Source organism: Streptomyces reniochalinae (assembly GCF_003323735.1).
Lineage (GTDB): Bacteria > Actinomycetota > Actinomycetes > Streptomycetales > Streptomycetaceae > Streptomyces > Streptomyces reniochalinae.
Genome location: NZ_QOIM01000038.1, coordinates 422,402 through 444,633, shown reverse-complemented (window position 1 = coordinate 444,633; position 22,232 = coordinate 422,402). Strand labels below are relative to the sequence as shown.

At 73.1% G+C, this 22,232-nt stretch carries 19 protein-coding genes; 9 read left to right on the top strand and 10 right to left on the bottom strand.

Annotation, left to right across the window (positions count from 1 at the left end):
- Window positions 1-76: 76 nt before the first annotated feature.
- The 4 genes from DQ392_RS21440 to DQ392_RS21425 form a co-directional block, all read right to left on the bottom strand.
- A complete protein-coding gene (locus DQ392_RS21440; protein ID WP_114017253.1) occupies window positions 77-1,630 on the bottom strand; it encodes a leucyl aminopeptidase in 1,554 nt (517 codons plus the stop codon).
- 188 nt (window positions 1,631-1,818) lie between these two features.
- Window positions 1,819-2,592, bottom strand: coding sequence for an adenosylcobinamide-GDP ribazoletransferase (locus DQ392_RS21435; protein WP_114017252.1), 774 nt, complete (start codon window positions 2,590-2,592; stop codon window positions 1,819-1,821).
- Window positions 2,593-2,723: 131 nt separating this feature from the next.
- Window positions 2,724-3,824, bottom strand: a complete 1,101-nt coding sequence (locus DQ392_RS21430; RefSeq protein WP_114017251.1) for a nicotinate-nucleotide--dimethylbenzimidazole phosphoribosyltransferase — start codon at window positions 3,822-3,824, stop codon at window positions 2,724-2,726.
- A 99-nt stretch (window positions 3,825-3,923) separates the two neighbouring features.
- Complete coding sequence (locus DQ392_RS21425) at window positions 3,924-5,138, bottom strand: bifunctional adenosylcobinamide kinase/adenosylcobinamide-phosphate guanylyltransferase (protein WP_114017250.1); 1,215 nt, start codon at window positions 5,136-5,138, stop codon at window positions 3,924-3,926.
- An 84-nt stretch (window positions 5,139-5,222) separates the two neighbouring features.
- Between DQ392_RS21425 and DQ392_RS21420 the strand changes: the two genes are divergently transcribed.
- Together DQ392_RS21420 and DQ392_RS21415 are read left to right on the top strand one after the other, a co-directional pair.
- Entirely contained in the window at window positions 5,223-5,465 is a 243-nt protein-coding gene (locus tag DQ392_RS21420) for a hypothetical protein (protein WP_114017249.1), read from the top strand.
- 128 nt (window positions 5,466-5,593) lie between these two features.
- Window positions 5,594-6,031 (top strand): hypothetical protein, encoded by a 438-nt coding sequence (locus DQ392_RS21415; protein WP_114017248.1) that lies wholly within the window; start codon window positions 5,594-5,596, stop codon window positions 6,029-6,031.
- 192 nt (window positions 6,032-6,223) lie between these two features.
- Here DQ392_RS21415 and DQ392_RS21410 read toward each other — a convergent pair whose 3' ends face one another.
- Together DQ392_RS21410 and DQ392_RS21405 are read right to left on the bottom strand one after the other, a co-directional pair.
- Window positions 6,224-6,907, bottom strand: coding sequence for a class I SAM-dependent methyltransferase (locus tag DQ392_RS21410; protein ID WP_245981724.1), 684 nt, complete (start codon window positions 6,905-6,907; stop codon window positions 6,224-6,226).
- A 56-nt stretch (window positions 6,908-6,963) separates the two neighbouring features.
- Window positions 6,964-7,560 carry a DUF3043 domain-containing protein gene (locus tag DQ392_RS21405; RefSeq protein WP_114017246.1) on the bottom strand — a complete coding sequence of 199 codons (597 nt, stop codon included), beginning with the start codon at window positions 7,558-7,560 and terminating at the stop codon, window positions 6,964-6,966.
- A 252-nt stretch (window positions 7,561-7,812) separates the two neighbouring features.
- Here DQ392_RS21405 and DQ392_RS21400 point away from each other — a divergent pair, with 252 nt between their 5' ends.
- The 5 genes from DQ392_RS21400 (at window position 7,813) to DQ392_RS21380 (ending at window position 14,370) form a co-directional block, all read left to right on the top strand.
- Window positions 7,813-8,619 (top strand): PspA/IM30 family protein, encoded by an 807-nt coding sequence (locus DQ392_RS21400; RefSeq protein WP_245981723.1) that lies wholly within the window; start codon window positions 7,813-7,815, stop codon window positions 8,617-8,619.
- A gap of 45 nt (window positions 8,620-8,664) precedes the next feature.
- Window positions 8,665-8,943: a PspA-associated protein PspAA gene (pspAA, locus tag DQ392_RS21395; protein ID WP_114017244.1), complete on the top strand. Its 279-nt coding sequence runs from the start codon at window positions 8,665-8,667 to the stop codon at window positions 8,941-8,943.
- A gap of 45 nt (window positions 8,944-8,988) precedes the next feature.
- Window positions 8,989-10,317: a sensor histidine kinase gene (locus DQ392_RS21390; protein ID WP_181856511.1), complete on the top strand. Its 1,329-nt coding sequence runs from the start codon at window positions 8,989-8,991 to the stop codon at window positions 10,315-10,317.
- Window positions 10,314-11,015 (top strand): response regulator, encoded by a 702-nt coding sequence (locus tag DQ392_RS21385; protein WP_114017243.1) that lies wholly within the window; start codon window positions 10,314-10,316, stop codon window positions 11,013-11,015. The genes DQ392_RS21390 and DQ392_RS21385 overlap by 4 nt, the downstream gene beginning before the upstream one ends.
- 220 nt (window positions 11,016-11,235) lie before the next feature.
- Window positions 11,236-14,370: an efflux RND transporter permease subunit gene (locus DQ392_RS21380; RefSeq protein ID WP_114017242.1), complete on the top strand. Its 3,135-nt coding sequence runs from the start codon at window positions 11,236-11,238 to the stop codon at window positions 14,368-14,370.
- A gap of 541 nt (window positions 14,371-14,911) precedes the next feature.
- On the opposite strand, the gene DQ392_RS21375 is transcribed toward DQ392_RS21380, so the two are convergent.
- A complete protein-coding gene (locus tag DQ392_RS21375) occupies window positions 14,912-15,805 on the bottom strand; it encodes a GNAT family N-acetyltransferase (protein WP_114017241.1) in 894 nt (297 codons plus the stop codon).
- A 10-nt stretch (window positions 15,806-15,815) separates the two neighbouring features.
- Window positions 15,816-17,003: a quinolinate synthase NadA gene (gene nadA, locus DQ392_RS21370; RefSeq protein WP_114017240.1), complete on the bottom strand. Its 1,188-nt coding sequence runs from the start codon at window positions 17,001-17,003 to the stop codon at window positions 15,816-15,818.
- Between the two features lie 256 nt (window positions 17,004-17,259).
- On the opposite strand from nadA, the gene DQ392_RS21365 reads away from it, so the two are divergent.
- Window positions 17,260-17,613 (top strand): HesB/IscA family protein, encoded by a 354-nt coding sequence (locus DQ392_RS21365; protein ID WP_114017239.1) that lies wholly within the window; start codon window positions 17,260-17,262, stop codon window positions 17,611-17,613.
- 108 nt (window positions 17,614-17,721) lie between these two features.
- Here the strand turns inward: DQ392_RS21365 and DQ392_RS21360 are convergent, their stop codons facing one another.
- Entirely contained in the window at window positions 17,722-19,137 is a 1,416-nt protein-coding gene (locus tag DQ392_RS21360; RefSeq protein WP_114017238.1) for a hypothetical protein, read from the bottom strand.
- Window positions 19,138-19,475: 338 nt separating this feature from the next.
- Here DQ392_RS21360 and DQ392_RS21355 point away from each other — a divergent pair, with 338 nt between their 5' ends.
- On the top strand, window positions 19,476-20,450 hold the full coding sequence (locus DQ392_RS21355) for a carbohydrate kinase family protein (protein WP_114017237.1): 975 nt from the start codon (window positions 19,476-19,478) through the stop codon (window positions 20,448-20,450).
- Window positions 20,451-20,594: 144 nt separating this feature from the next.
- Here DQ392_RS21355 and DQ392_RS21350 read toward each other — a convergent pair whose 3' ends face one another.
- Window positions 20,595-22,034 carry a cysteine desulfurase/sulfurtransferase TusA family protein gene (locus DQ392_RS21350; protein WP_114017236.1) on the bottom strand — a complete coding sequence of 480 codons (1,440 nt, stop codon included), beginning with the start codon at window positions 22,032-22,034 and terminating at the stop codon, window positions 20,595-20,597.
- Window positions 22,035-22,232: the final 198 nt, after the last annotated feature.

Below are 22,232 nucleotides of genomic sequence, written 5' to 3'. Positions count from 1 at the left end.
GTACGGTCGCGGGCCGCAGGCCCCGCTCGCCACGGCGAGCGGGGCCTGCGTGCCCGTCGGCGGTGTGGCGGACGTCTCAGCCCAGATCGCCGTCCGCCGTGCGCTCCACGAGCCGCACCAGCGTACGGACCGCGGAGCCCGTGCCGCCCTTGGGCGTGTAGCCGAACGGCGCCGCCTCGTTGAAGGCCGGGCCCGCGATGTCCAGGTGCGCCCAGGGGATGTCCTCGGGCACGAACTCCTTCAAGAACACCCCGGCCAGCAGGCCGCCGCCCATCCGGTCACCCACGTTGGCGATGTCGGCGACCGGCGAGTCGATGCCCTTGCGCAGGTGGGCGGGCATCGGCATCGGCCAGGCGTCCTCGCCCGCCTGCCCGGCCGCCTCGTGCACGGCGGTGCGGAAGGCGTCGTCGTTCGCCATGATCCCGAACGTGCGGGCACCCAGTGCCACCATCATGGCGCCGGTCAGCGTCGCCACGTCCACCAGCGCGTCCGGCCGCTCCTCACCGGCCCTGGCCAGCGCGTCCGCCATCACCAGACGGCCCTCGGCGTCGGTGTTGAGCACCTCCACCGTCTTGCCGCTGTACATGGTCAGCACATCACCCGGACGGGTGGCCGAGCCCGACGGCATGTTCTCGGCCAGCGCCAGCCAGCCGGTCACGTTGGCGCGCAGCCCCATCCTGGCCGCCGCCACGACCGTCGAGAAGACGGCGGCGGCGCCGCTCATGTCGCACTTCATCGTCTCGTTGTGACCCGCGGGCTTGAGCGAGATGCCGCCCGAGTCGTAGGTGATGCCCTTGCCGATCAGCGCCAGGGACTTCTTCGCCTTCGGGTGCGACCAGCCGACCCGCACCAGGCGCGGCGGCTGCGTCGACCCGTTGCCGACGCCCAGGATGCCGCCGAAGCCGCCCTTGGTCAGCGCCTTCTCGTCCATCACCTCGATGGTGAGGCCGTACTCCTTGGCCGCGGCACGGACCTCGGCGGCGAACCCCTTCGGGTCCAGGCCGTTCGCCGGGGTGTTGATCAGATCCCGCGCGCGGTGCACCTCCTCGGCGACCACCACGGCCCGCTCGGCGGCCGCCTTGTGCGCCTTGTCCCGCGACTTCGCGCCGACCAGCGCGATCTCCGCCAGCGGTGCGCGCTTGGCGTCCTTCTTCGCGCTCTCGTCCTTGCCCTTGTACGCGGTGAAGGAGTAGGCGCCCAGCAGCGCGCCCTCGGCGACCGCGGCGACGGCCCCCGCGTCTTCGACCGGCAGCGCGAAAGCCGCCTTCTTGGTGCCCGCCAGTGCCCGGGCCGCCGCGCCCGCCGCGCGGCGCAGCGCCTCCGCCTCGAACGGCTCCTTGCGGTCCGCCGCCTCGCCGAGGCCGACGGCCACCACGACCGGGGCCTTTACGCCGGCGGCCGGTGCCGGGAGCTTGGTGACCTCTCCCTCGCGGCCGCTCGCGCCGAGCGTCTCCAGCGTCGCGGCGAGCTTGCCGCCGTACGCCTTGTCGACGGCCTCCGCGCCGGGCGCGAGGACGAGCGAGACCTTCTTGCCCGCCTTGCCGGCGGAGCCGCTTGTGGCGACGCCGACGACGACAGCGTCCGCGCGCAGGGTCGCCGCGGACGAGGAGCTGAGAGTCAGTGCAGACACGTGGGAGAGACCTTCTTCCTTGACAGGGTGCGGAGAGCGAAACCGCTTCCGGCTCAGGACGCTCCGGGCATGGTATGCCCGCCCCCTTGCCCGAACCGGGGACGGTTGGCACTTGCACCGAACCCGTCACACACCGTGCCCCTGGGCCCGTCACACACCGAACCCCTGGACCCGTCACCGGCCGCGCCTCAGAGCGCGGCCACCACCAGCGCGCCCGTCGCCGCCACTTCGGCCAGCGCGCCGAACACGTCCCCCGTCACCCCGCCGAACCGCCGCACACAGTGCCGCAACAGCAACTCGGCGGCGCACAGGCCCAGTACGGCACCCACCGCGAACAGCGCGAGGGGCCCTGAGAGACCGGCCACCACGGCCGTGGCCACCACCAGGACGGCGACACCCCACGCGGTGCCCCGCGGCACCGTTCCGGCGACCGTCGCGCCCAGGCCCTCGGGCCGCGCGGCGGCGACACCCTCCCGCGAGGCGAGCGTGAGAGCGCCGCGCGCCACCAGCGCGGACATCACGACGGCGGCGGCCCCCACGGCCCAGCCCTGCGCGAACAACCGCGCCACGGAGGCGATCTGGGCCAGGAGCACGAACACGAGGGTGACGACGCCGAACGGGCCGATGTCCGACCGCTTCATGATCGTCAGGGCTTCCCCGGCGGGCTTCGCGCTGCCCAGCCCGTCGGCGACGTCGGCGAGACCGTCCAGGTGGAGACCGCGGGTCAGCACGGCGCCGGTCGCCACGGCGGCGACGGCGGCGACGGGTGTGGAGGCGCCGCACGCCAGGAGCACGCCGCCCACCGCGGCGGCCGCCAGGCCGACCACCACGCCGGCCAGCGGCGCGCAGGCCATGCCCGCCCGGGCCGCGGCCCGGTCCCAGCGGGTGACCCTCACGGGCAGCACCGTCAAGGTACCGAGAGCGAACCGTATGCCGTCGCCGGGCGTGGGAGAACGATCCATGGCCGAGCACGTTACCGGGCCGCCACGGCGTCGGGGCGGCCCCTTGAGCGCCGGCACAGCCATGGGGAAGGGCCGTCGCCGGGGGCGGCAGCGGGGGCACCCCACCGGAGGGTGGGCGCGAGTCGCGGGCTTCAGGTGGCGTCGAGGGTGCTCTGCTCGGTGGGGGAGGGCGCAGGCTCGCTCTCGGGTACGGGCAGCTCCGCCGCCAGCGCGGCGGCGGCCCGCACCAGCGGCAGTGCCAGCAGCGCCCCGGTGCCGCCGCCGACGGCGACGCCCTGTTCCAGGAGCGGGTCGGCGGCGAGCCGGTCGAGCGCCTTGGCGTGGGCGGGCTCGCCGCCCAGCTGCCCGGCGAGCCACCAGTCGGGCGCGCGGAAGGCCACCCGCTGGCCGACCAGCGCGCAGGCCGCGGAGACGACGCCGTCGAGGATCACGGGGGTGTGGCGTACCGCGCACTGGAGGAGGAAGCCGGTCATGGCGGTCAGGTCGGCGCCGCCGACGGTGGCCAGCAGGTGGAGCTGGTCGCCCAGCACGGGGCGGGCTCGGCGCAGCCCGTCCCGGATGGCGGCGCACTTGCGCATCCACGTCAGGTCGTCGATGCGGCCGCCTCCGCGCCCCGTCACCACGGAGGCGTCGGTGCCGCACAGGGCGGCGACCAGGGCGCCCGCCGCGGTGGTCCCGCCGACGCTGAGGTCGCCGAGGACGACGAGGTCGCAGCCCGCGTCGGCTTCTTCGTCCGCGACGGCCATGCCGGCGCGGAAGGCCTCTTCGGCTTCCTGGAGCGTGAGGGTGTCCTCGGTATCGAGCCGCCCCGAGGAGCGCCGCACCCGGTGCCGGGTGACCTCGGCGGGCAGTTCGGCCGGGTCGCAGTCCAGCGCCATGTCGACGACGCGCACCGGCACCTCGAAGCGCCGCGCCAGTACGGCGGCCGGGGAGGCGCCGTCGAGCAGCGCGCGCACGAGGTGGTGGGCGGTGCCGGCCTCGCGCGCGGAGACGCCGAGTCCGGCGACGCCGTGGTCGCCGGCGAACACGACGAGCCGGGGGTCGGCGACGGGGCGTACCGGGACCTGGGCCTGGGCGGAGCTGAGCCATTCGCCCAGGTCGTCGAGGCGCCCGAGCGCCTGCGGGGGCAGCCCGGTCCGTGTCCGCCGCTCCTCGGCCTGCCGCCGCAGGGCGCCGTGCGGCCGTTCGATGAGGTCGGAGAAGTCGTCAAGGTCCAGGCTGCGCTCGCTCATGATCTGGGAGCGTACGTGAGTCCCTCGCACGCTTCATCCCTCGCGGGGCGTGGGGATCCGGGCGGGGTCCCGCACCGTCCCGCGGGGCCGCCGGCGGGCTCACCGCAGGGGCACGGGCACGCCGGCGACGGTCAGCAGGACGTGCTCGCACTCGTCGGCGAACCGGGCGTTGAGGCGGCCGAGTTCGTCGCGGAAGCGGCGCCCGGCGGGGGTGGCGGGCACGACCCCCGAGCCGACCTCGTTGCTGACCGCGACCAGCCGCCGCGGGGTGGTCCGCACCGCCGCCACCAGTGCCTCCGTCCGCTCGGCCAGCGCGGTGGCGCCGCCGCGCGCCCACAGGGTGTCGTCCCAGGCCTCGATCTCGTCCATCGTGCGGGTCAGCCACAGCGACAGGCAGTCGATCAGCAGCGGCGGCCCCGGGTCCGCGAGCAGGGGTACCAGGTCGCAGGTCTCCTCGGTGCGCCACGAGGTGGGGCGGCGTTCGCGGTGTTCGGCCACCCGGGCGCCCCATTCGGGGTCGTCGTCGCGGCTGCCGCCGGTGGCCACGTAGACCACGCCGGGGAAGGCGGCCAGCCGCCGTTCGGCCTCCACGGACTTGCCGGAGCGGGCTCCGCCCAGTACGAGGGTGCGCCGGGGGGCCTGGGGCAGGTCCAGGGCGCTGTCCCACTCGCCGACGGCGAGCGTCGTACCGTCGGGGACGGTGTGGGCGCCCGCCGCCGCCAGCCGCCGGTGCAGTTCGTCCCCGGGCGGCACCTCGTGCCCGATGTGGACGGCCAGCACGTCCGTGGCGGGGCCGACGGCCCCGGCGTCCCGCAGCGCGGCCAGCGCGTCGGGGCGGCCCAGGACGTCCAGCAGCACCAGGTCGCAGGGTGCGCCGTACGTGTGCGGGGTGCCCGTACCCGCGGGCGCCGCGCCCGGCGGCAGGTACAGCAGCCTGCGGGCGTCGGGGCCCGTCACCAGGTAGCCGGTGCCGGGCGCGTCCAGGGCGAGGGCCTGCACGCGGTGTCCGCTGATCAGCGCCAGTTCCTGCCGTTCCGGCACCCGCACGGGCGCGGGCAGTCCCGCGGGCACCTCCAGCGCGGGCCCGTCGTGCGGGTGCGTCAGCAGCACCTGGCGTACGCCGCTGAGCGACGCGCCGGCGCGGGCGGCGGCGAAGGCGGGCCCGGGGGTGAGGTCGAGCAGCAGCGTGCCGTCCACCAGCAGCGCGGTCGCGGCGCGTGCCCGGTCGCCTCTCGCGGCGGCGCAGCGCGCGCAGGGGCAGTCGGGCGCGGGGAGGCCGGCGGGTGAGCCGGTGCCGAGCAGAGTGAGTTCCACCCACCGATCGTCTCCTGACCTGCCGCCGGACGCGCACAGGGGACTACGCTTCCGGGAGCAACTGCCGATCTGACGGAGGCATCGATGGCGTGGACGTGGCGGTTCGAGAAGGCCGACGGTTCGCAGGCGGAACCGGCGGTCCAGCCCGAGGAGTTCCCCACCCAGTCGGACGCCGAGTCGTGGATCGGCGAGGTCTGGCGGGAGCTGCTGGAGGGCGGCACCGATCAGGTGACCCTCCAGGAGGACGGCTCCACGGTCTACGGCCCGATGAGCCTGCACGACGCCTCCGGCGCGGAGGGCGAGGACGAGGGCGCCGCCGAGGAGTGAGCCACGCCGGGCGGCGCCCCGCGCGCGCCGCCCGGCGACGGGGGCCACGGCGCCGTGCGCCCGCCAACTTCCGTGCGCCCGCGACGCGTTGCGCGGAAACCCGGGCCGAGCCGCTACCCTCGGTGCGCATGAACGTACGTGGCGCTGTTTACGTGGTCCTGCGGGGCCCGGCCGACAAACGCGAGAAGGCCCTGACGACGCTGAAGAAGGCGGGGATCTTCGCCGAGCGGTCCGTGCGCGGGCCCGAGCAGATCGAGGCCTTCTTCTACGGCGGCGACGAGCGTCCCAGCCCCCGCTTCATGGACGCCTGCGCGGCCCATGTCGGCAAGGCGCTCATCGGCACGGACTTCGCGGTGGAGGAGACCGGCACCATCAGCAGTGCGGCCGCGTCCCGCCGCCTCGCCTACAACCGGCGGACGGGGGAGTGGCTGGGGGCCTTCATCGACACGGAGGCTCCCGAGGAGGCCAGGGCCGAGACGCTGGCACACCTGGCACGCGAGCAGGGCATCGACATCGCCGACATAGAGCTCCGCGAGCCGCCGGAGAGCCAGCTCCCGGCGGTCTGAGCCCCCAGCGCGGTCTGCCCGCCCGCTCGCCTGCCGGAGAAGGGCGGGCACGAGGCCGGACGAGCGCTCCCCGGAGGCGCACACGCGCCCTCCGGGGAGCGCGCCCCACCGCCTGTCTCAGCCGCGTGCGCGGGAGTCTCCCGGGCCGCGTGCCCGGACAGGCTGTCCGGGCCGCGTACGCCGGGGGCCGCCTCAGCCGCGTACCCCGAACAGGTGCAGGGACGGGGCGACGCCCCGGTAGGGGTCCATCCGGCAGGCGAGCTCCTCCACGGCGGCAGCCGCCTCGGCGGTCGCCTCGTCGGCCGCGCCCGCGGCCTGCTCCTGCCAGAGCGCCGCCCCGGCGGCCCCGTGGGAGCCGCCCGCCGCGAAGACACCCACGCCGTACCAGCACTCCATCGGCACTCCGATCCGCGCCAGGAACGAGGTCAGGGCCTCCAGCCGCAGGAAGCGGTCGCTCTCCTCGGGCTGGGCCACGAGCGCCGCCCGCGCCGCCCGCCAGTCCCCGGCGAGCCCGGGACGCATCGCGCGGGCCGCCGCGTTCGGGATCACCAGCGACAGCAGCCCTCCGGAATCCAGCACCCGCGCGAGCCCGGCCAGCGTGCTGTCCGGGTCCTTCGCGCGGTCGAGCACGCCGTGGCAGAGCACCAGGTCGAACGTGCCGGGCAGGAAGTGGGCCCCGGTGTCCTGGCCGCTGCCCGCCAGCGCGCGGAACCGCGCCCGTATGCCCTCGGGCTCCGTCTCCAGCGCCGAGGTGAACGCGGCCAGCCGTCCCGGATCGGACTCGAGACCCGTCACCTGGTGTCCGCCGCGGGCCAGCCGCAGCGCCTGCGCGCCGTCGCCGAGAGCGACGTCCAGCACCCGCAGCCGGCGCCCCACCTCGAAGTGCGCAGCGATCCGCTCCTCGAGCTGCCGGGCGACCAGCTCGTGCCCGATCAGGGCTTCTCGCCGCGTTTGACCTGCGGCTTGGGCAGGCGCATGCGGCGCATCTGGAGGGTCCGCATCAGCGCGTAGGCGACGGCGCCCCTGCGGTTCTCCTTCGGGTGCTGCTCAGCGATCTTCTTCTTCAGCCGGACGGCGATGCCGATGGAGTCGAGGACGATCAGGATGATCACCACGAGCCACAGCAGCAGCGAGATGCTCCGCAGCTGCGGCGAGGGCAGCATGCTCAGCACCAGGATGATCACGGCCAGGGGCAGGAAGAACTCGGCCACGCTGTAGCGCGAGTCGACGAAGTCGCGCGCCAGCCGCCGCACCGGGCCCTTGTCCCTGGCGGGCAGATAGCGCTCGTCACCCCCCGCCAGCGCCTCACGCTGCTTGACCGCGTCGGCCCTGCGGGCCTCCCGCTGCCGCTTGGCGGCGTCCTTGCGGGTCATCGGGCCGCTGGACATGGGGCGGCGTGGCCCGCGCGCCTCGTTGCGCTTGGGGGTCGGCCGGCCCTTGGGGGCCTGCGGGTCGCGGGGCTGTCTGGGCTCGGCCCGGTCCTCGGGGGACTTCACGGCCTGCCCTTCTTTCGAACGGCTACGGAACACACCTCAAGAGTACGGTGTGAGTGTGAGTGCCCCCCAGCCCCTGGGGGGAGGCCGGTTCGGACGGCCCCCGCCGCTGAGAGGCACCTACTCCCTGCGCCGGAGAGGACACGGGACTGATCGTCCTCCAGGAGGAGCGCATCGGTGCCCGAACGGTGCGGTAATGGAAGAGGGCCCCGTACTCTGGGGACCAGTAGATCTGCCGAGGGTTTGAGTCCGTTACGAAGGGGGCGCGCGAAGCCCATGAGCGGTGTCATGAAGCGTATGGGGATGATCTTCCGCGCGAAGGCCAACAAGGCCCTGGACCGGGCTGAGGACCCGCGCGAGACGCTCGACTACTCGTACCAGAAACAGCTGGAGCTGCTGCAGAAGGTGCGCAGGGGCGTCGCCGACGTCGCGACCTCCCGCAAGCGCCTCGAGTTGCAGATGACCCAGTTGCAGGGGCAGTCCTCGAAGCTGGAGGACCAGGGCAAGAAGGCCCTGGCTCTCGGGCGTGAGGATCTGGCCAGGGAGGCGCTGTCCCGCAAGTCGGCCCTCCAGCAGCAGGTCACGGACCTGGAGGGGCAGCACCAGACCCTCCAGGGCGAGGAGGAGAAGCTGACGCTGGCGGCGCAGCGGCTCCAGGCGAAGGTGGACGCGTTCCGCACCAAGAAGGAGACGATCAAGGCCACCTACACGGCTGCCCAGGCCCAGACCCGGATCGGCGAGGCCTTCTCCGGCATCTCCGAGGAGATGGGCGACGTCGGCATGGCCATCCAGCGTGCCGAGGACAAGACGGCACAGCTCCAGGCCCGCTCCGGTGCCATCGACGAGCTGCTGGCCTCCGGCGCTCTGGACGACCAGTCCGGGATGGCCAAGGACGACATCACCGCCGAGCTCGACCGCCTCTCCGGCGGCGGCGACGTGGAGCTGGAGCTCCAGCGGATGAAGGCCGAACTGGCCGGCGGCAGCAGCGGCGGCCAGCAGGCCCTCGAAGGCGGCCAGGGCGAAGGCGGCCAGGGCGAGGGAGGCCAGGCGAGCAACGCCCCGCAGCAGGACACGCCCCGGTTCAACAAGGACTGAGCCGGGCGTGAGCGGCATCCCCCGCAGCCCGAGGAGGAGAGCGACATGATCGTGCGGATCATGGGCGAAGGCCAGGTGCAGCTGGACGACAGGCACTTCGTCGAGCTGAACAAGCTGGACGACGAGCTCCTGGAGGAGATGGAGAACGGCGACGAGGCGGGCTTCCGCCGCACTCTCGGCGCGCTGCTGGACGCGGTGCGCAGGCTGGGCAGCCCGCTGCCCGACGACGCGCTGGAGCCCTCCGAGCTGATCCTGCCCGCCCCGGACGCCACCCTCGAAGAGGTGCGGGACATGCTGGGTGACAACGGACTCATCCCCGGCTGACCACCGCCCCCACACAAGAACAGACCAGGAGAGCCGGGCCTGACGGTGCCTGCCGTGACACTGCGCGACATCCGCGAGCGCCTGCGGGCGCACCCCTACGCGGTCGACGCCCTCATCGCCGCGGGGGCTCTGGTCTGCATCCTCCTCGGCGCCGCCACCGAGCCGCACGGTCCCGACGGACAGCCCCGCTTCGCCGAGCGTGACGTCACGGCGCAGACCGCGCTGCTGGCCACGCTCTCCTGCGGGGTACTGGCGCTGCGCCGCCGCGCCCCGATGCCGGTGCTGCTGCTGACCAGCCTGGTCTCGGTCGTCGCCCTGATCGCCGGCAGCCCCGGGTCCGCCTCCAGCTCCGACCGCCAGGCCTCGCTGGTGGTGGCCCCGGTCATCGCGCTCTACACCGTCAGCAACACCACCGACAGGCGCACCAGCTGGCAGGTCGGCGCGGTCACGGTCGGTGCGCTCACCGCCGTGGCCATGATCTTCGGTGCCCGGCCCTGGTACGCGCAGGAGAACCTCGGCGTCCTCGCCTGGACGGCGCTGGCCGCCGCCGTCGGTGAGGCGGTCCGCAACCGGCGCGCCTTCGTCGACGCGATCCGGGAGCGTGCCGAGCGGGCCGAGCGCACCCGCGAAGAGGAGGCCAGGCGCCGCGTGGCGGAGGAGCGCATGCGGATCGCCAGGGAACTGCACGACGTGGTCGCGCACCACATCGCGCTGGTCAACGTGCAGGCGGGAGTGGCCTCGCACGTCATGGACAAACGCCCCGACCAGGCCAAACAGGCCCTCGCCCACGTCAGGGACGCCAGCCGGCACGCGCTGGCCGAGCTCCAGACCACCGTCGGGCTGCTGCGCCAGTCGGGGGAGAGTACCGCCCCCACCGAGCCGGCGCCGGGCTTGGAGGTGCTCCAGGAGCTGGTGGACGGCTTCCGGCACGCGGGGCTCTCTGTCTCGGTGGCCGCGCCCGCGCTCGCCCCCGGCGCCGCCCCGCTGTCCTCCGCGGTGGATCTGACGGCCTACCGGGTCGTCCAGGAGGCGCTCACCAACGTGCAGAAGCACGCGGGCACCGGCGCCTTCGCACAGGTGCGCATCCGGCGCGACGTGGAGGCGCTGGACATCACCGTCGTCGACGACGGGGCGGGCGGTGGCGAGAGCGCGGAAGGCGGCGCGGTGGAGCCGGTGCCGGACGAGTCCGGCACCGCGGTTCCCGCCGCCGGCGGCGAGACCGGCAGCGGCGGGCACGGCCTGGTCGGCATGCGGGAGCGGGCGGCGGCGCTGCACGGCGCGTGCGAGACGGGACCGCTGCCAGGTGGCGGCTTCCGCGTCCACGTACGGTTGCCGCTGGAGACGACGGCGCCACGCAAGGAGACCCCGGCATGATCCGTGTCGTACTCGCCGACGACCAGGCGCTGTTGCGCAGCGCGTTCCGGGTGCTGGTCGACTCCGAGGCCGACATGGAGGTCGTGGGCGAGGCGGCCGACGGCGACGAGGCCGTGGCGCTGGTGCGGCAACGGGGCGCCGACGTGGTGCTGATGGACATCCGGATGCCCGGCACCGACGGTCTGGCCGCCACGCGCGCCATCGGCGCCGACCCGGGCCTGGCCGACGTCCACGTCGTCATCCTCACCACGTTCGAGGTGGACGAGTACGTCGTCGGTGCGCTGCGCGCGGGCGCCTCCGGTTTCCTGGGCAAGGGCGCGGAGCCGGGCGAACTGCTCTCGGCGATCCGGACGGCGGCGCAGGGGGAGGCGCTGCTGTCCCCCGCGGCGACCAAGGGGCTGATAGCGAGGTTCCTCGCCCAGGGCGACGGCCGCGGCGCCGGTGACCGCCCCGGACCCGGCGGCGAGGCGTCCCGGCTCGCGGCGCTGACCGCACGCGAACGCGAAGTGCTGGCCCGGGTGGCGGCCGGCCTGTCCAACGACGAGATCGCCGACCGGCTCGACGTCAGCCCGCTCACCATCAAGACCCACGTCAACCGCACGATGGCCAAGCTCGGGGCCCGCGACCGCGCGCAGTTGGTGGTGGCCGCGTACGAGAGCGGACTCGTGCGCCCCTACGGCGGAGAGCCGGGAGCGTGACGGCGCCGCTTCGCGGCGGACCCGCAGGGGACGGCGTATCCCCTCGGTGGAGAACGAGGGCGGCGACGTACTACGGCCGGAGTACGAGGACTTCGGCAGAAGGGGACCTGCGGGGGACAAACCGGCGCCGATCCTGGGCGAAGGTATAGGCGGCACCGGTGTCTGCCCGCACGAAGGCGGCACCCGCTTCATCCTTTCCCGAGAGAGAGACCCGGCAACCATGTCCTGGCTGTCCCGCCTCAGCCTCGTCCAGCGTGGGCTGATAGGGCTGATGGCACTCATCGCCGTCGCCTTCGGCGTCATCGCCGTCCCGCAGCTCAAACAGCAGCTGCTGCCCTCCATCGACCTGCCCATGGTCTCGGTCATCGCGCCGTACCAGGGCGCTTCTCCCGACGTGGTCGAGAAGCAGGTCGTCGAGCCCCTGGAGGAGAACATCCAGGGCGTCGACGGCATCACCGGCGTCACCTCCACCGCCAGCGAGGGCTCCGCCGTCGTCATGGCCCAGTTCGACTACGGCGACGGCTCCGAACAGACCGTCGCCGACGTGCAGCAGGCCGTCAACCGGGCCCGCGCCAAGCTGCCCGACGGCGTCGACCCGCAGGTCGTCTCCGGCGGCACCGACGACATCCCGACCGTGGTGCTCGCCGCCTCCGCCGAGGGCAGGGACCAGCAGGCGCTCGCCGACGCGCTGGACACCTCGGTGGTGCCGGTCCTGGGGGACATCGACGGCGTCAGCCAGGTCACCGTCGACGGGGTGCAGGACCTCCAGGTCGCCGTCACCCCCGACACCGGGAAGCTGGCCGCCGCCAAGCTGACCCCCGCCGACCTGTCCAAGGCGCTGGAGGCGGGCGGCGCCTCGGTGCCCGCCGGGTCCTTCGACGAGGGCGGCAAGAGCAAGACCGTCCAGGTCGGTGACGGCTTCACCTCCCTCAAGGAGATCGAGGAGCTGGCCGTCCCCGGCAAGGGCGGTGCCCAGAAACCCGTCACGCTCGGCGATGTCGCCACCGTCGAGGAGCGCCCCGAGAAAGCCACCTCGCTGACCCGCACCAACGGCGAGCGCAGCCTCTCCGTCGCCGTCACCATGGACAACGACGGCAGCGCCGTGGACATCTCCGACGCCGTCAAGGACAAGCTGCCCCAGCTGAGAGCCGACCTGGGCAAGGGCGCCGAGCTGACCGTCGTCGCCGACCAGGGACCCCAGGTCTCCGACTCGATCAGCTCGCTGACCACCGAGGGCCTGCTCGGCCTGATCTTCGCCGTCGTCGTCATCCTGGTCTTCCTGCTGTCGCTGCGCTCCACCCTGGTCACCGCGGTCTCCATCCCGCTGTCCGTCGTGTTGACGCTGATCGTGCTGTGGACCCAGGACCTGTCGCTCAACATGCTGACGCTGGGCGCCCTGACCATCGCCATCGGCCGGGTGGTGGACGACTCCATCGTCGTCCTGGAGAACATCAAGCGGCACCTGGCCTACGGCAAGGACCGCACCACCGCCATCCTCGACGCCGTCAAGGAGGTCTCCGGCGCGATCACCTCCTCCACGCTGACGACCGTCGCCGTCTTCCTGCCGATGGCGTTCGTCGGCGGCATGGTCGGCGCCCTCTTCGGCGGCTTCTCCCTCACCATCACCGTCGCGCTGCTCGCCTCGCTGCTGGTGTCGCTGACGGTCGTGCCGGTGCTCTCCTACTGGTTCCTGCGCGCGCCCAAGTCCCTGCGCGGGCTCGACCCCGCCGAACAGCGCCGCAGGTCCGAGGAGAAGGAGGCCGGCAGCCCGCTGCAGAAGCTGTACGTGCCCATCCTCCGCTTCGCCACCCGCCGGCGCCTCACCAGCCTGCTGATCGCTGTCGTCGTGCTCGTCGCCACCTTCGGCATGGCGCCCCTGCTCAAGACCAACTTCTTCGACCAGGGCGAGACCCAGCAGCTGGCCATCAAGCAGGAACTCCCGCCGGGCAGCAGCCTCGGCGCCGCCGACGAGCAGGCCAAGAAGGTCGAGAAGATGCTCTCCGACGTCGACGGCATCGAGGACTACCAGGTCACCGTCGGCTCCGCGGGCCTCATGGCGGCCTTCGGCGGCGGCACCGACGCCAACCAGGCCTCCTACCAGATCAAGCTGGAGGAGTCCGCCGACAGCTCCGCGGTCGAGAACGCCGTCAACGACGGACTCGACAAACTCGGCTCCGGCATCGGCGACACCACCGTCAGCGCCGGCGACGGCTTCGGCGGCCAGGACCTCAGCGTCGTCGTCAAGGCCGGCGACCAGGACGTGCTCAAGAAGGCCTCCGAGCAGGTGCGGGCCAAGGTGGCGAAGCTCGACGACGTCACCGACGTCCAGTCCGACCTCTCCCAGTCCGTGCCCCGCATCTCGGTCAGGGCCAAACCCGAGGCGGCCCGGTACGGTCTCTCGGACGCCGCCCTCGGCCAGGCCGTCGCGCAGGCCGTCAGCGGCACCAAGTCCGGCACCGCAGTGCTCGACGACACCGAACGCGACGTCGTCGTGCGCTCACCGCGGCCCGCCGAGACCGTCGCAGAACTGAAGAGGCTGCCGGTCGGCAAGGCGACCCTCGGCGAAGTCGCCGACGTCGCGACCGTCGACGGACCCGTCCAGATGACCCGCATCGACGGCGCCCGCGCCGCGACGATCACGGCCAAGCCGACGGGGGACAACACCGGCGCGGTCAGCACCGCGTTGCAGACCGAGATCGACTCCCTCGACCTGCCCGAGGGCGCCACCGCCGAGATCGGCGGGCTCTCCCAGGACCAGGACGAGGCCTTCACCTCGCTCGGCCTCGCCATGCTCGCGGCCATCGCGGTCGTTTTCATGCTGCTGGTGGCGACCTTCAGGTCGCTGATCCAGCCGCTGATCCTGCTGGTCTCCATCCCGTTCGCCGCCACCGGGGCGCTCGGCCTGCTGATCGCCACCGGGACCCCCATGGGCGTCCCCGCCATGATCGGCATGCTGATGCTCATCGGGATCGTGGTCACCAACGCCATCGTGCTGATCGACCTGATCAACCAGTACCGGCGGCAGGGGTACGGCGTCATCGACGCCGTCATCGAAGGCGGCCGGCACCGGCTGCGGCCCATCCTCATGACGGCGCTGGCCACCATCTGCGCGCTGACGCCGATGGCGCTCGCCGTCACCGGCGACGGCGGGTTCATCTCGCAGCCGCTGGCGGTCGTCGTGATCGGCGGGCTGATCACCTCCACGCTGCTGACGCTGCTGTTGGTGCCCACGCTGTACGCCATGGTGGAACTCCGTAAGGAGCGGCGCGCCGCGAAGCGGCGTGGTGCGCCGGTGGAAGAGGGCTCCCCCGAGGTGCGGGAGCCTGAGATGGCGGAGAGCTCCGCCTCCTCCTGAGCGACCGGGGCCCGGCCACCCGTGGGGGGTCCTGCCGGGCCCCGGTCCCCCCTCTCGGGGCTGCGCCCCTGGCCCCCCATGGTCTTCCCCTTCTTTCTCTGAGGTGCCCTCGGCCGTGGTGGGGGCTCCGCCCCCAGACCCCCTTGGCCTCGCCGGCCGGGCGTTGGGGCGGCTCCGCCCCCCAACTGCCCCCGCTACGGGGGGCTCCGCCCCCCCCTAGGAGCCCCCTGGGGGAGAGCCGGCTCCCTCTTGAGTGAGAGATGGCCCAGCGCATGCGTACTGCGGTTCTGTCTGATGTGGGGGTCCAGGGGGCGGAGCCCCTTGGCGGGGGTTCCTAGGGGGGCCGGAGCCCCCTAGCGGGGAGCCTTTGGGGGGCAGCGCCGCCCCAAAGCCTCCCCGGCGAAGGGCCGGGGGTCTGGGGTGGGGGTCCCCCCGGACGGAGTCTGGGGGAGGAGCCCCCCAAACAGAGATCGGCCACCTCGGGGGTGGGTGGCCCCACTGGAAAGGGGAGGCTCTGGGGGGCCCGCCCCAGGTGTGGGGGTTACAGGAAGGCCCCGGAAGGGATGTAAGGGGTGGGCGGCCGCATGCCGCGAAAGCAGACGAACCCCTCGGACCGCAACTCCAACCCCGCCGCAAGGCCCACATCAACAGCCCACTGCTGTTCAGCGGTCACATCGTGCACCTCCACCACCCGGCCCTCCTCGCCCCCGAGGAGGGCCGCCCGCAGGACGCGCGACGCCAGCCGCCGCGACGTCGCCGCCAGCAGGGCGACCTTGCCCTCGGCGTTGATGTAGCAGTAGCCGCTTCCGGCGAGGTCGTCCGCGACGACGAGCCGGTGATGGCGCATCAGGTAGGCGTGGTCGGGGCCGTGGGCGCCGCCGCGCAGGCGCCGGTCGACGGAGTCGAGCAGGTCCTGGTCGCGTGGCGTCCCCTCGACCGCGGGGCCGTCGACGGGGCCGAGCCGGTCGCGGTCGACGACGCCGCGCATCCGGATGGTCGGGTGCAGCTCGAACCCGGCCTGCCGGTACACCCGCGCGGCGGCCGGGTGCCGCGAGCAGCAGATGATGCCGCGCAGACACCCGCGCCCGTACTCCAGCGTGCGCTGGAGCAGCGCGCGCCCGACGCCCTTTCCCTGGGCGCCGGGCGCGACGACGAGGAGGCCGAGCCCCCAGGTGCCTTCGCGGACGGAGGACTGGGCGGCGCCGACTGCCTGCCCGCTCTCGTCTTCGGCGATCCAGTTGCCGGCGGGGTCGTGCCGGGCCAGGTGCCGGATCTTCTCGCGGCCGCGGGCCGCGCGCGCGGCCGCCCGGTCGTCGGGCACCGACTCCTCAGGGGCTTCGCCTTTGAGCGCGTGCGACGCCCCGAAGGCCGCTTCGGCGAGTTTCCGCACGGTTTCGGCGTCTTCTTCGGTGTCCCTGACGGGTCGCAGCAGCATCCGCCGCAGATTACGGCAGGGCGAGCATCCGCTCCAGGGCGAGTTGGGCGTACTTCTGGGTCTCGGCGTCGACCTCGATGCGGTTGACGACGGTGCCGTCGGCCAGCGATTCGAGCGCCCAGACGAGGTGGGGGAGGTCGATGCGGTTCATCGTGGAGCAGAAGCAGACGGTGCGGTCGAGGAAGACGATCTCCTTGCCGCCCTCGGACTCGGCGGCGAAGCGGTTGGCCAGCCGGCGGACGAGGTTGAGCTCCGTGCCGATGGCCCACTTGGAGCCGGGGGGCGCGTCCTCCAGGGCCCGGATGATGTGCTCGGTGGAGCCCACCTGGTCGGCCGCGGCGACGACCTCGTGCTTGCACTCGGGGTGCACCAGGACGTTGACGCCCGGTATGCGCGCGCGGACCTCGTCGACGGAGTCGAGCGAGAAGCGGCCGTGCACGGAGCAGTGGCCGCGCCACAGGATCATCGTCGCGTCGCGGATCTGCTCGGCGCTCAGGCCGCCGTTCGGTTTGTGCGGGTTGTAGACGACGCAGTCGTCGAGCGACATGCCCAGGTCGCGGACGGCGGTGTTGCGGCCCAGGTGCTGGTCGGGGAGGAAGAGGACCTTCTCGCCCTTCTGGAGGGCCCACTCCAGGGCGCGCTTGGCGTTGGAGGAGGTGCAGATGGTGCCGCCGTGCCGGCCGGTGAAGGCTTTGATGTCGGCGGAGGAGTTCATGTAGGAGACGGGCACGGTCGTCTCGGCGACGCCGGCGTCGGTCAGGACGTCCCAGCACTCGGCGACCTGCTCGGCGCTGGCCATGTCGGCCATGGAGCAGCCGGCGGCCAGGTCGGGCAGGACGACCTGCTGGGTGGCGTGGGTGAGGATGTCGGCGGACTCGGCCATGAAGTGCACGCCGCAGAAGACGATGTACTCGGCCTCGGGGCGGGCTGCCGCGTCCCGGGCGAGTTTGAAGGAGTCGCCGGTCACGTCGGCGAACGCGATGACCTCGTCGCGCTGGTAGTGGTGGCCGAGGACGAAGACCCGGTCGCCGAGTTTCTCCTTGGCGGCGCGGGCTCGTGCGACGAGGTCGGGGTCCGAGGGGGCGGGGAGGCCGCCGGGGCACTCGACTCCGCGCTCGCTCGTGGGGTCGGCCTCGCGGCCGAGCAGCAGCAGCGCGAGCGGGGTCGGCTGTACGTCCAGCGGCTGGGCGGCACTCACAGGACCTGCCCTTTCTGTCGTTCAGTGTCGTCTGGTGCCACGGGGAAGCCGGGACGGACAGGCTTCTCGTCTATGTGACGTTATCTATCATAGCCGCTTCACGTCACTTTGACGATGCCGATCGCGTCGATGTGACGCATTCCCGATCGCTTCGGCGGTGTGCGAGCATGAAGTGACCACTCCTGGAATGAATCCGGGATGCCGTCGGTTGAGCCGACGGTAAGAGAGCAGTCCGTACAACCCGGGAGAGAAGCAGATGTCCGTTTCGGACGAGACCGCTGTAAGCGAGGGCATCATCCTGTCCGACGCCGCCGCCGCGAAGGTCAAGAGCCTGCTGGAGCAGGAGGGCCGCGACGACTTGGCGTTGCGCGTCGCCGTCCAGCCGGGTGGCTGCTCGGGCCTGCGGTACCAGCTCTTCTTCGACGAGCGCTCGCTCGACGGCGACGTGGTCAAGGACTTCGACGGCGTCAAGGTCGTGACCGACCGGATGAGCGCCCCCTACCTCGGCGGCGCCTCCATCGACTTCGTGGACACCATCGAGAAGCAGGGCTTCACCATCGACAACCCGAACGCCACGGGCTCCTGCGCCTGCGGCGACTCGTTCAACTGATCCCGTCGGCCGTATCGCTCGTGCGGCCGCACCGGACATGACAAGGGCGGCGGACTCCCCCCACCAGGAGTCCGCCGCCCTTGTCGGTTCACGGGCGGCCGCCGCCGCTCACTTGCGCGGCAGCTTCTCGCCGTCCCGCGCGTCGACGACCTTGCGGTCGCCCAGCTTCTTGTCGAGCTCCACCTCGGCCGTCTGCCGCTTGGCGATCTTCACGCAGACCCGGTCCTTCTTCTTCGGCTTGGCGTCGATCTTGACCTTCACCGAGGACGCGGACTCGTCGGCCGTCGCCTTGTAGGTGTCGCACACCCCGCCCCAGAAGCGCAGCTTCAGGGTGCGCCCGTCGGCCGAGTACGACTCGACGGCCTGCGCCGATCCCTTGCCCGCGCCCGTGCCCAGGTCGCCCTCGCCCTCGTCCTTGCCCGGCTTCGAGGGGTCCTTGCCCGGCTGCGAGGGCTGGTGCCCCGACGAGGTCTTGGCGGGCTTGAGGTACTTGGGGTCGAGCGCCGGGTGGGTGACCTCCATGTCGCCGCCGCCGGGCCGCTTCACCTCGTAGATCCAGGCCGGAACGAGCAGCGGCTCGCCGTGCGAGCGCTCCAGCGACAGGCCGAAGGTGGCGTCGCCCACGGCGGTCGGCTCGTCCTTCTTCCCGGCCCCGGCGCCGTGGCCGCCCCGCGACTGGCTTGCCTTGTTCAGCTGGTCGAGCGTCGCGGTGGCGCTCATGACGGGGTAGGTCTCGCCCTTCCGGGTCGTGTTCCAGCTGCCCTGGGCGCGGGTGACGGCACCGTCGTCGTCCACCACGAAGGTGCTGTCCCAGCCGTGCGTCGGCAGGCCGTCCACCTTCGGGGAGGCGGTCACCGTGCGGGTGCCGCCCACGGGTGAACCGGCCTTCAGTCCGGCGTCCTGGAGCCCGAGGGCGCGCAGCGCCGGCTTCACGGCCTCCTCGGCCTCCTTGGGGGAGAGCGGCTTCCCGTCGGGCGCGGGGTCGGCCTCGGGGGAGGCGTCGGCGTCCAGCGGCACGGTGTCGCCGTTCTGGTACGTCCACGCGCCGCCGTCCTCGCCGCGGTCGACGGTCAGCCTGGGGCCCTTGCCCTGCTGCTTGCCGCCCGCCCGCCAGCGGCCGTCGTCGGCCTCGACGCCGCCCTTGATCTCCAGCGCCTCGGCCAGCTTCGTCACCTGGTCCTTGTGCACCTCGTGGCCCGTCCGGCGGACGGCGGCGGAGTCGGGGCCGCCGGGCAGCTCGCCGTCGGCGCGGTAGCCGCGCGGGCCCATCGGCTCGCCGGGGGCGATGCCCTCGTCGTCGTGCGCGGAGGCGGCGGTGCCGTCCAGCGCCAGTTTCGGGGGGCTCCCGGCGGGCGCGGCGCTGTCCGAGCCGTCCGCGTTGTCGGATGAGGCGGTGGATGCCCAGTACGCACCGCCCCCGCCGGCCACCAGGACAGCGGCTGCCACGGAGACGACCGCCAGCTGCCGTCGCCTGCTCCGGGGTGTCGGCCGGTCCTCTTTCTGGGGGGACTGGTCTGTACTCACCGAAAACTCCTTTGGCTCCGCGTTCCTGAGCTTCCTATCAGGCGGTCCCCTCATGCGGGGGACATGAGTGGGACGGGATGGATGAGTGGACGGTTCCACCACCGTGCCGTACTGCCGATGATCGCGGATCCTGGGCGGTGCCGCCCGGGTGGCGGTGGGGCGGGCGCGCGGTCGTGCCGTGCGCGCCGTCGAGTCGGCCGGTCTGCCGGGAAAGCCGTGCTATGAGGTGATTGTGTCCTGTTCGACTCGGCGACCCTAGCGGGTAGCGTTACTGGCGCCTTTCCCTCGTGCGCTGGGCGTACGGGGGTACCCGATGTCTCTCAGGAGCAGAATTCGTCGTGCGTATCGCAGTCTGCGGCTCCATCGCAAACGACCACCTGATGACCTTCCCGGGGCGCTTCTCCGACCAACTGGTCGCCGACCAGTTGCACACGGTCTCGCTCTCCTTCCTCGTCGACCGCCTGGAGATCCGCCGGGGCGGTGTCGGCGCCAACATCGCGTTCGGCATGGGCCAGCTGGGGGCCCGCCCAGTCCTTGTCGGCGCGGCGGGGGAGGACTTCGACGAGTACCGCGTCTGGCTCGAACGCCACGGCGTGGACACCGACTCCGTCCGCATCTCCGAGGTCGCGCACACGGCACGGTTCGTCTGCACCACGGACGCGGACAACAACCAGATCGGCTCGTTCTACACCGGTGCCATGAGCGAGGCCCGGCACATCGAGCTCCAGCACGTCGCCGACCGTGCGGGCCGCCTCGACCTCGTCCTCATCGGGGCCGACGACCCCGAGGGCATGATCCGCCACACCGAGGAGTGCCGTACCCGCGGCATCCCCTTCGCCGCCGACTACTCCCAGCAGATCGCCCGCATGGACGGCGAGGGCATCAGGCAGCTGACCGAGGGCGCCACCTACCTCTTCTCGAACGAGTACGAGAAGGAACTCATCGAGACCAAGACCGGATGGAGTGACGAGGAGGTTCTCCAGAAGGTCGGCACGCGCGTCACCACGCTCGGCAAGCGCGGCGCCCGCATCGACCGTGCGGGCGAGGAGCCCATCGTCGTCGGCGTCGCCGAGGAGCGCGAGAAGGCCGACCCCACGGGCGTCGGCGACGCCTTCCGCGCCGGTTTCCTGTCCGGGCTCAGCTGGGGCGTGGGGCTGGAGCGTGCCGCGCAGGTCGGCTGCATGCTGGCCACGCTGGTCGTCGAGACGGTCGGCACCCAGGAGTACGAGCTGCGGCGCGTCCACTTCATGGAGCGGTTCACCAAGGCCTACGGCCACGACGCCGCCACCGAGGTGGAGGCCCACCTGAGCTGAGGCCCGCCGGCCCCGGCTCTCGGGCGCCGGACGGACCGCTTGCGGCCCGTCCGGCGCCCGAGGAGAGCGAAGCGGCAACCGGGGGAGTGGGGTCGTCCCCCGTGGAGACCGGAAGGGGCGGGGCAGCGGCGCGGGTCCCCGGCGTCAGCCCCCGGCCCGCCGCACCCGGAAAACGACCCCCGCGGCGCCCTCGAACGTGTGGCCCGTCATCTCGCACCAGGCCGGGATGTCGAGCCGCGCGGCCTCGTCGTCGGCGAGCACCCGCACGACGCCGCCCGCGGGTACCTCGCCGATGGCCTTCGCGAGCTCGATCACCGGAAGGGGGCACAGCTTGCCCCGCGCGTCGAGGGTGACCTCGTCGTCCGCCGAGGCGTCCACGGAGCCGTCCGCGGAGGTGTCGACGGAGGCCCCCGCGGACTCCTGCGCGGCGTCGTCTCCCGAGGCGATCGTCCCGGACCCTGCCCCCACCTGTGCCCGTACCCCTTCCACGACGCCGGGCAGCGCGTCGAGGAACCGTTCGACCTCCTCGTCGCTCGTCCCCGCGGGCAGTGAGACCCGCACGTTGCCCTCGGACAGCACGCCCATGGCCCGCAGGACGTGGCTCGGGGTCAGGGTGGAGGAGGTGCAGGAGGAGCCGGAGGAGACGGAGAACCCGGCGGTGTCGAGCGCGTGCAGCAGCGCCTCGCCGTCCACGTACAGGCAGGAGAAGGTCACCAGGTGCGGCAGCCGCCGCAGCGGATCGCCGACCACCTCCACGTCGGGCACCAGCGCGGGCACGCGTGCCCTGATCCGGTCCACGAGCGAGCGCAGCCTGGCGGCCTCGGCCTCCGCTTCGGCGCGTACGGCCCGCAGCGAGGCCGCAGCGGCGACGACGGCGGGGATGTTCTCGAAGCCGGGCGCGCAGCCGGCTTCGCGCTCGTCGGCGGGGCCGGCCGGCGCGAACCGCACACCCTTGCGCACGACCAGCAGGCCGACGCCGGGAGGCCCGCCCCACTTGTGCGCACTCCCCGTCAGCAGCGACCAGTCGCCGGGCACCGGTTCCCACGGCAGCGACTGCGCGGCGTCCACCAGCAGCGGCACCCCCGTCCGCGCGCACACGGAGGCCGCCTCGGCCACCGGCTGTACGGTCCCCACCTCGTGGTTGGCCGATTGCAGGCAGGCCAGCGCGCAGTCCGCACCGAGCGCCTCTCCCCACTCCTGTACGTCGACCCGTCCGGTGCGGTCGACATCGACGCGGTGGACGGTGCCCCCGCCCCTCTCGTGCGCCTCGGCCGCGTGCAGGACGGCGGAGTGTTCGACCGCGGAGACGACCAGCCTGCGGCCCGTCCGGCGCCGCCCGGTGAGCGCGCCCGCGATCCCCGAATGCAGCGCGTGTGTACCCGAAGGGGTGAAGTGGAGCTCGTCGGGGCGGCATCCGACGGTCTCCGCGGCGCTCTGCCGTGCCGCGTCCAGCAGCATCCGGGCCCGACGCCCCTCACGGTGCAGCCGCGCGGGGTCGGCCCAGCCCTCGTCCAGCGACGCCAGCAGCGCCTGCCGCGCGACGGGGTGGAGCGGGAGCGAGGAAGCGGCATCGAAATAGGGCACCCGCGTACGCTACCGCCGAGGCCCCGCGGAGCCCGGACGGCGAGCGGACGCTCCGCGGCTCCGGGAGCCGTTCCGCCCGTCACCGGGGACCGTTCCGCCCGTCGCGGTGCGGCGCCGCACCGCCGGACCGCCGCACCGCGCGGCCCCTGGGCCGGCAGGCGTCGGTGCGTCAGTTCCGGCGCGCTCAGGCGCTCTCCC

Coding starts and splice junctions, on each gene's coding strand:
- DQ392_RS21385 (WP_114017243.1), top strand. CDS start 10,314: ATGATCCGTGTCGTACTCGCCGACGACCAGGCGCTGTTGCGCAGCGCG.
- DQ392_RS21430 (WP_114017251.1), bottom strand. CDS start 3,824: ATGAGCGAGCGCAGCCTGGACCTTGACGACTTCTCCGACCTCATCGAA.
- DQ392_RS21415 (WP_114017248.1), top strand. CDS start 5,594: ATGAACGTACGTGGCGCTGTTTACGTGGTCCTGCGGGGCCCGGCCGAC.
- DQ392_RS21400 (WP_245981723.1), top strand. CDS start 7,813: ATGAAGCGTATGGGGATGATCTTCCGCGCGAAGGCCAACAAGGCCCTG.
- DQ392_RS21435 (WP_114017252.1), bottom strand. CDS start 2,592: ATGGATCGTTCTCCCACGCCCGGCGACGGCATACGGTTCGCTCTCGGT.
- DQ392_RS21380 (WP_114017242.1), top strand. CDS start 11,236: ATGTCCTGGCTGTCCCGCCTCAGCCTCGTCCAGCGTGGGCTGATAGGG.
- pspAA (WP_114017244.1), top strand. CDS start 8,665: ATGATCGTGCGGATCATGGGCGAAGGCCAGGTGCAGCTGGACGACAGG.
- DQ392_RS21365 (WP_114017239.1), top strand. CDS start 17,260: ATGTCCGTTTCGGACGAGACCGCTGTAAGCGAGGGCATCATCCTGTCC.
- DQ392_RS21420 (WP_114017249.1), top strand. CDS start 5,223: ATGGCGTGGACGTGGCGGTTCGAGAAGGCCGACGGTTCGCAGGCGGAA.
- DQ392_RS21375 (WP_114017241.1), bottom strand. CDS start 15,805: ATGCTGCTGCGACCCGTCAGGGACACCGAAGAAGACGCCGAAACCGTG.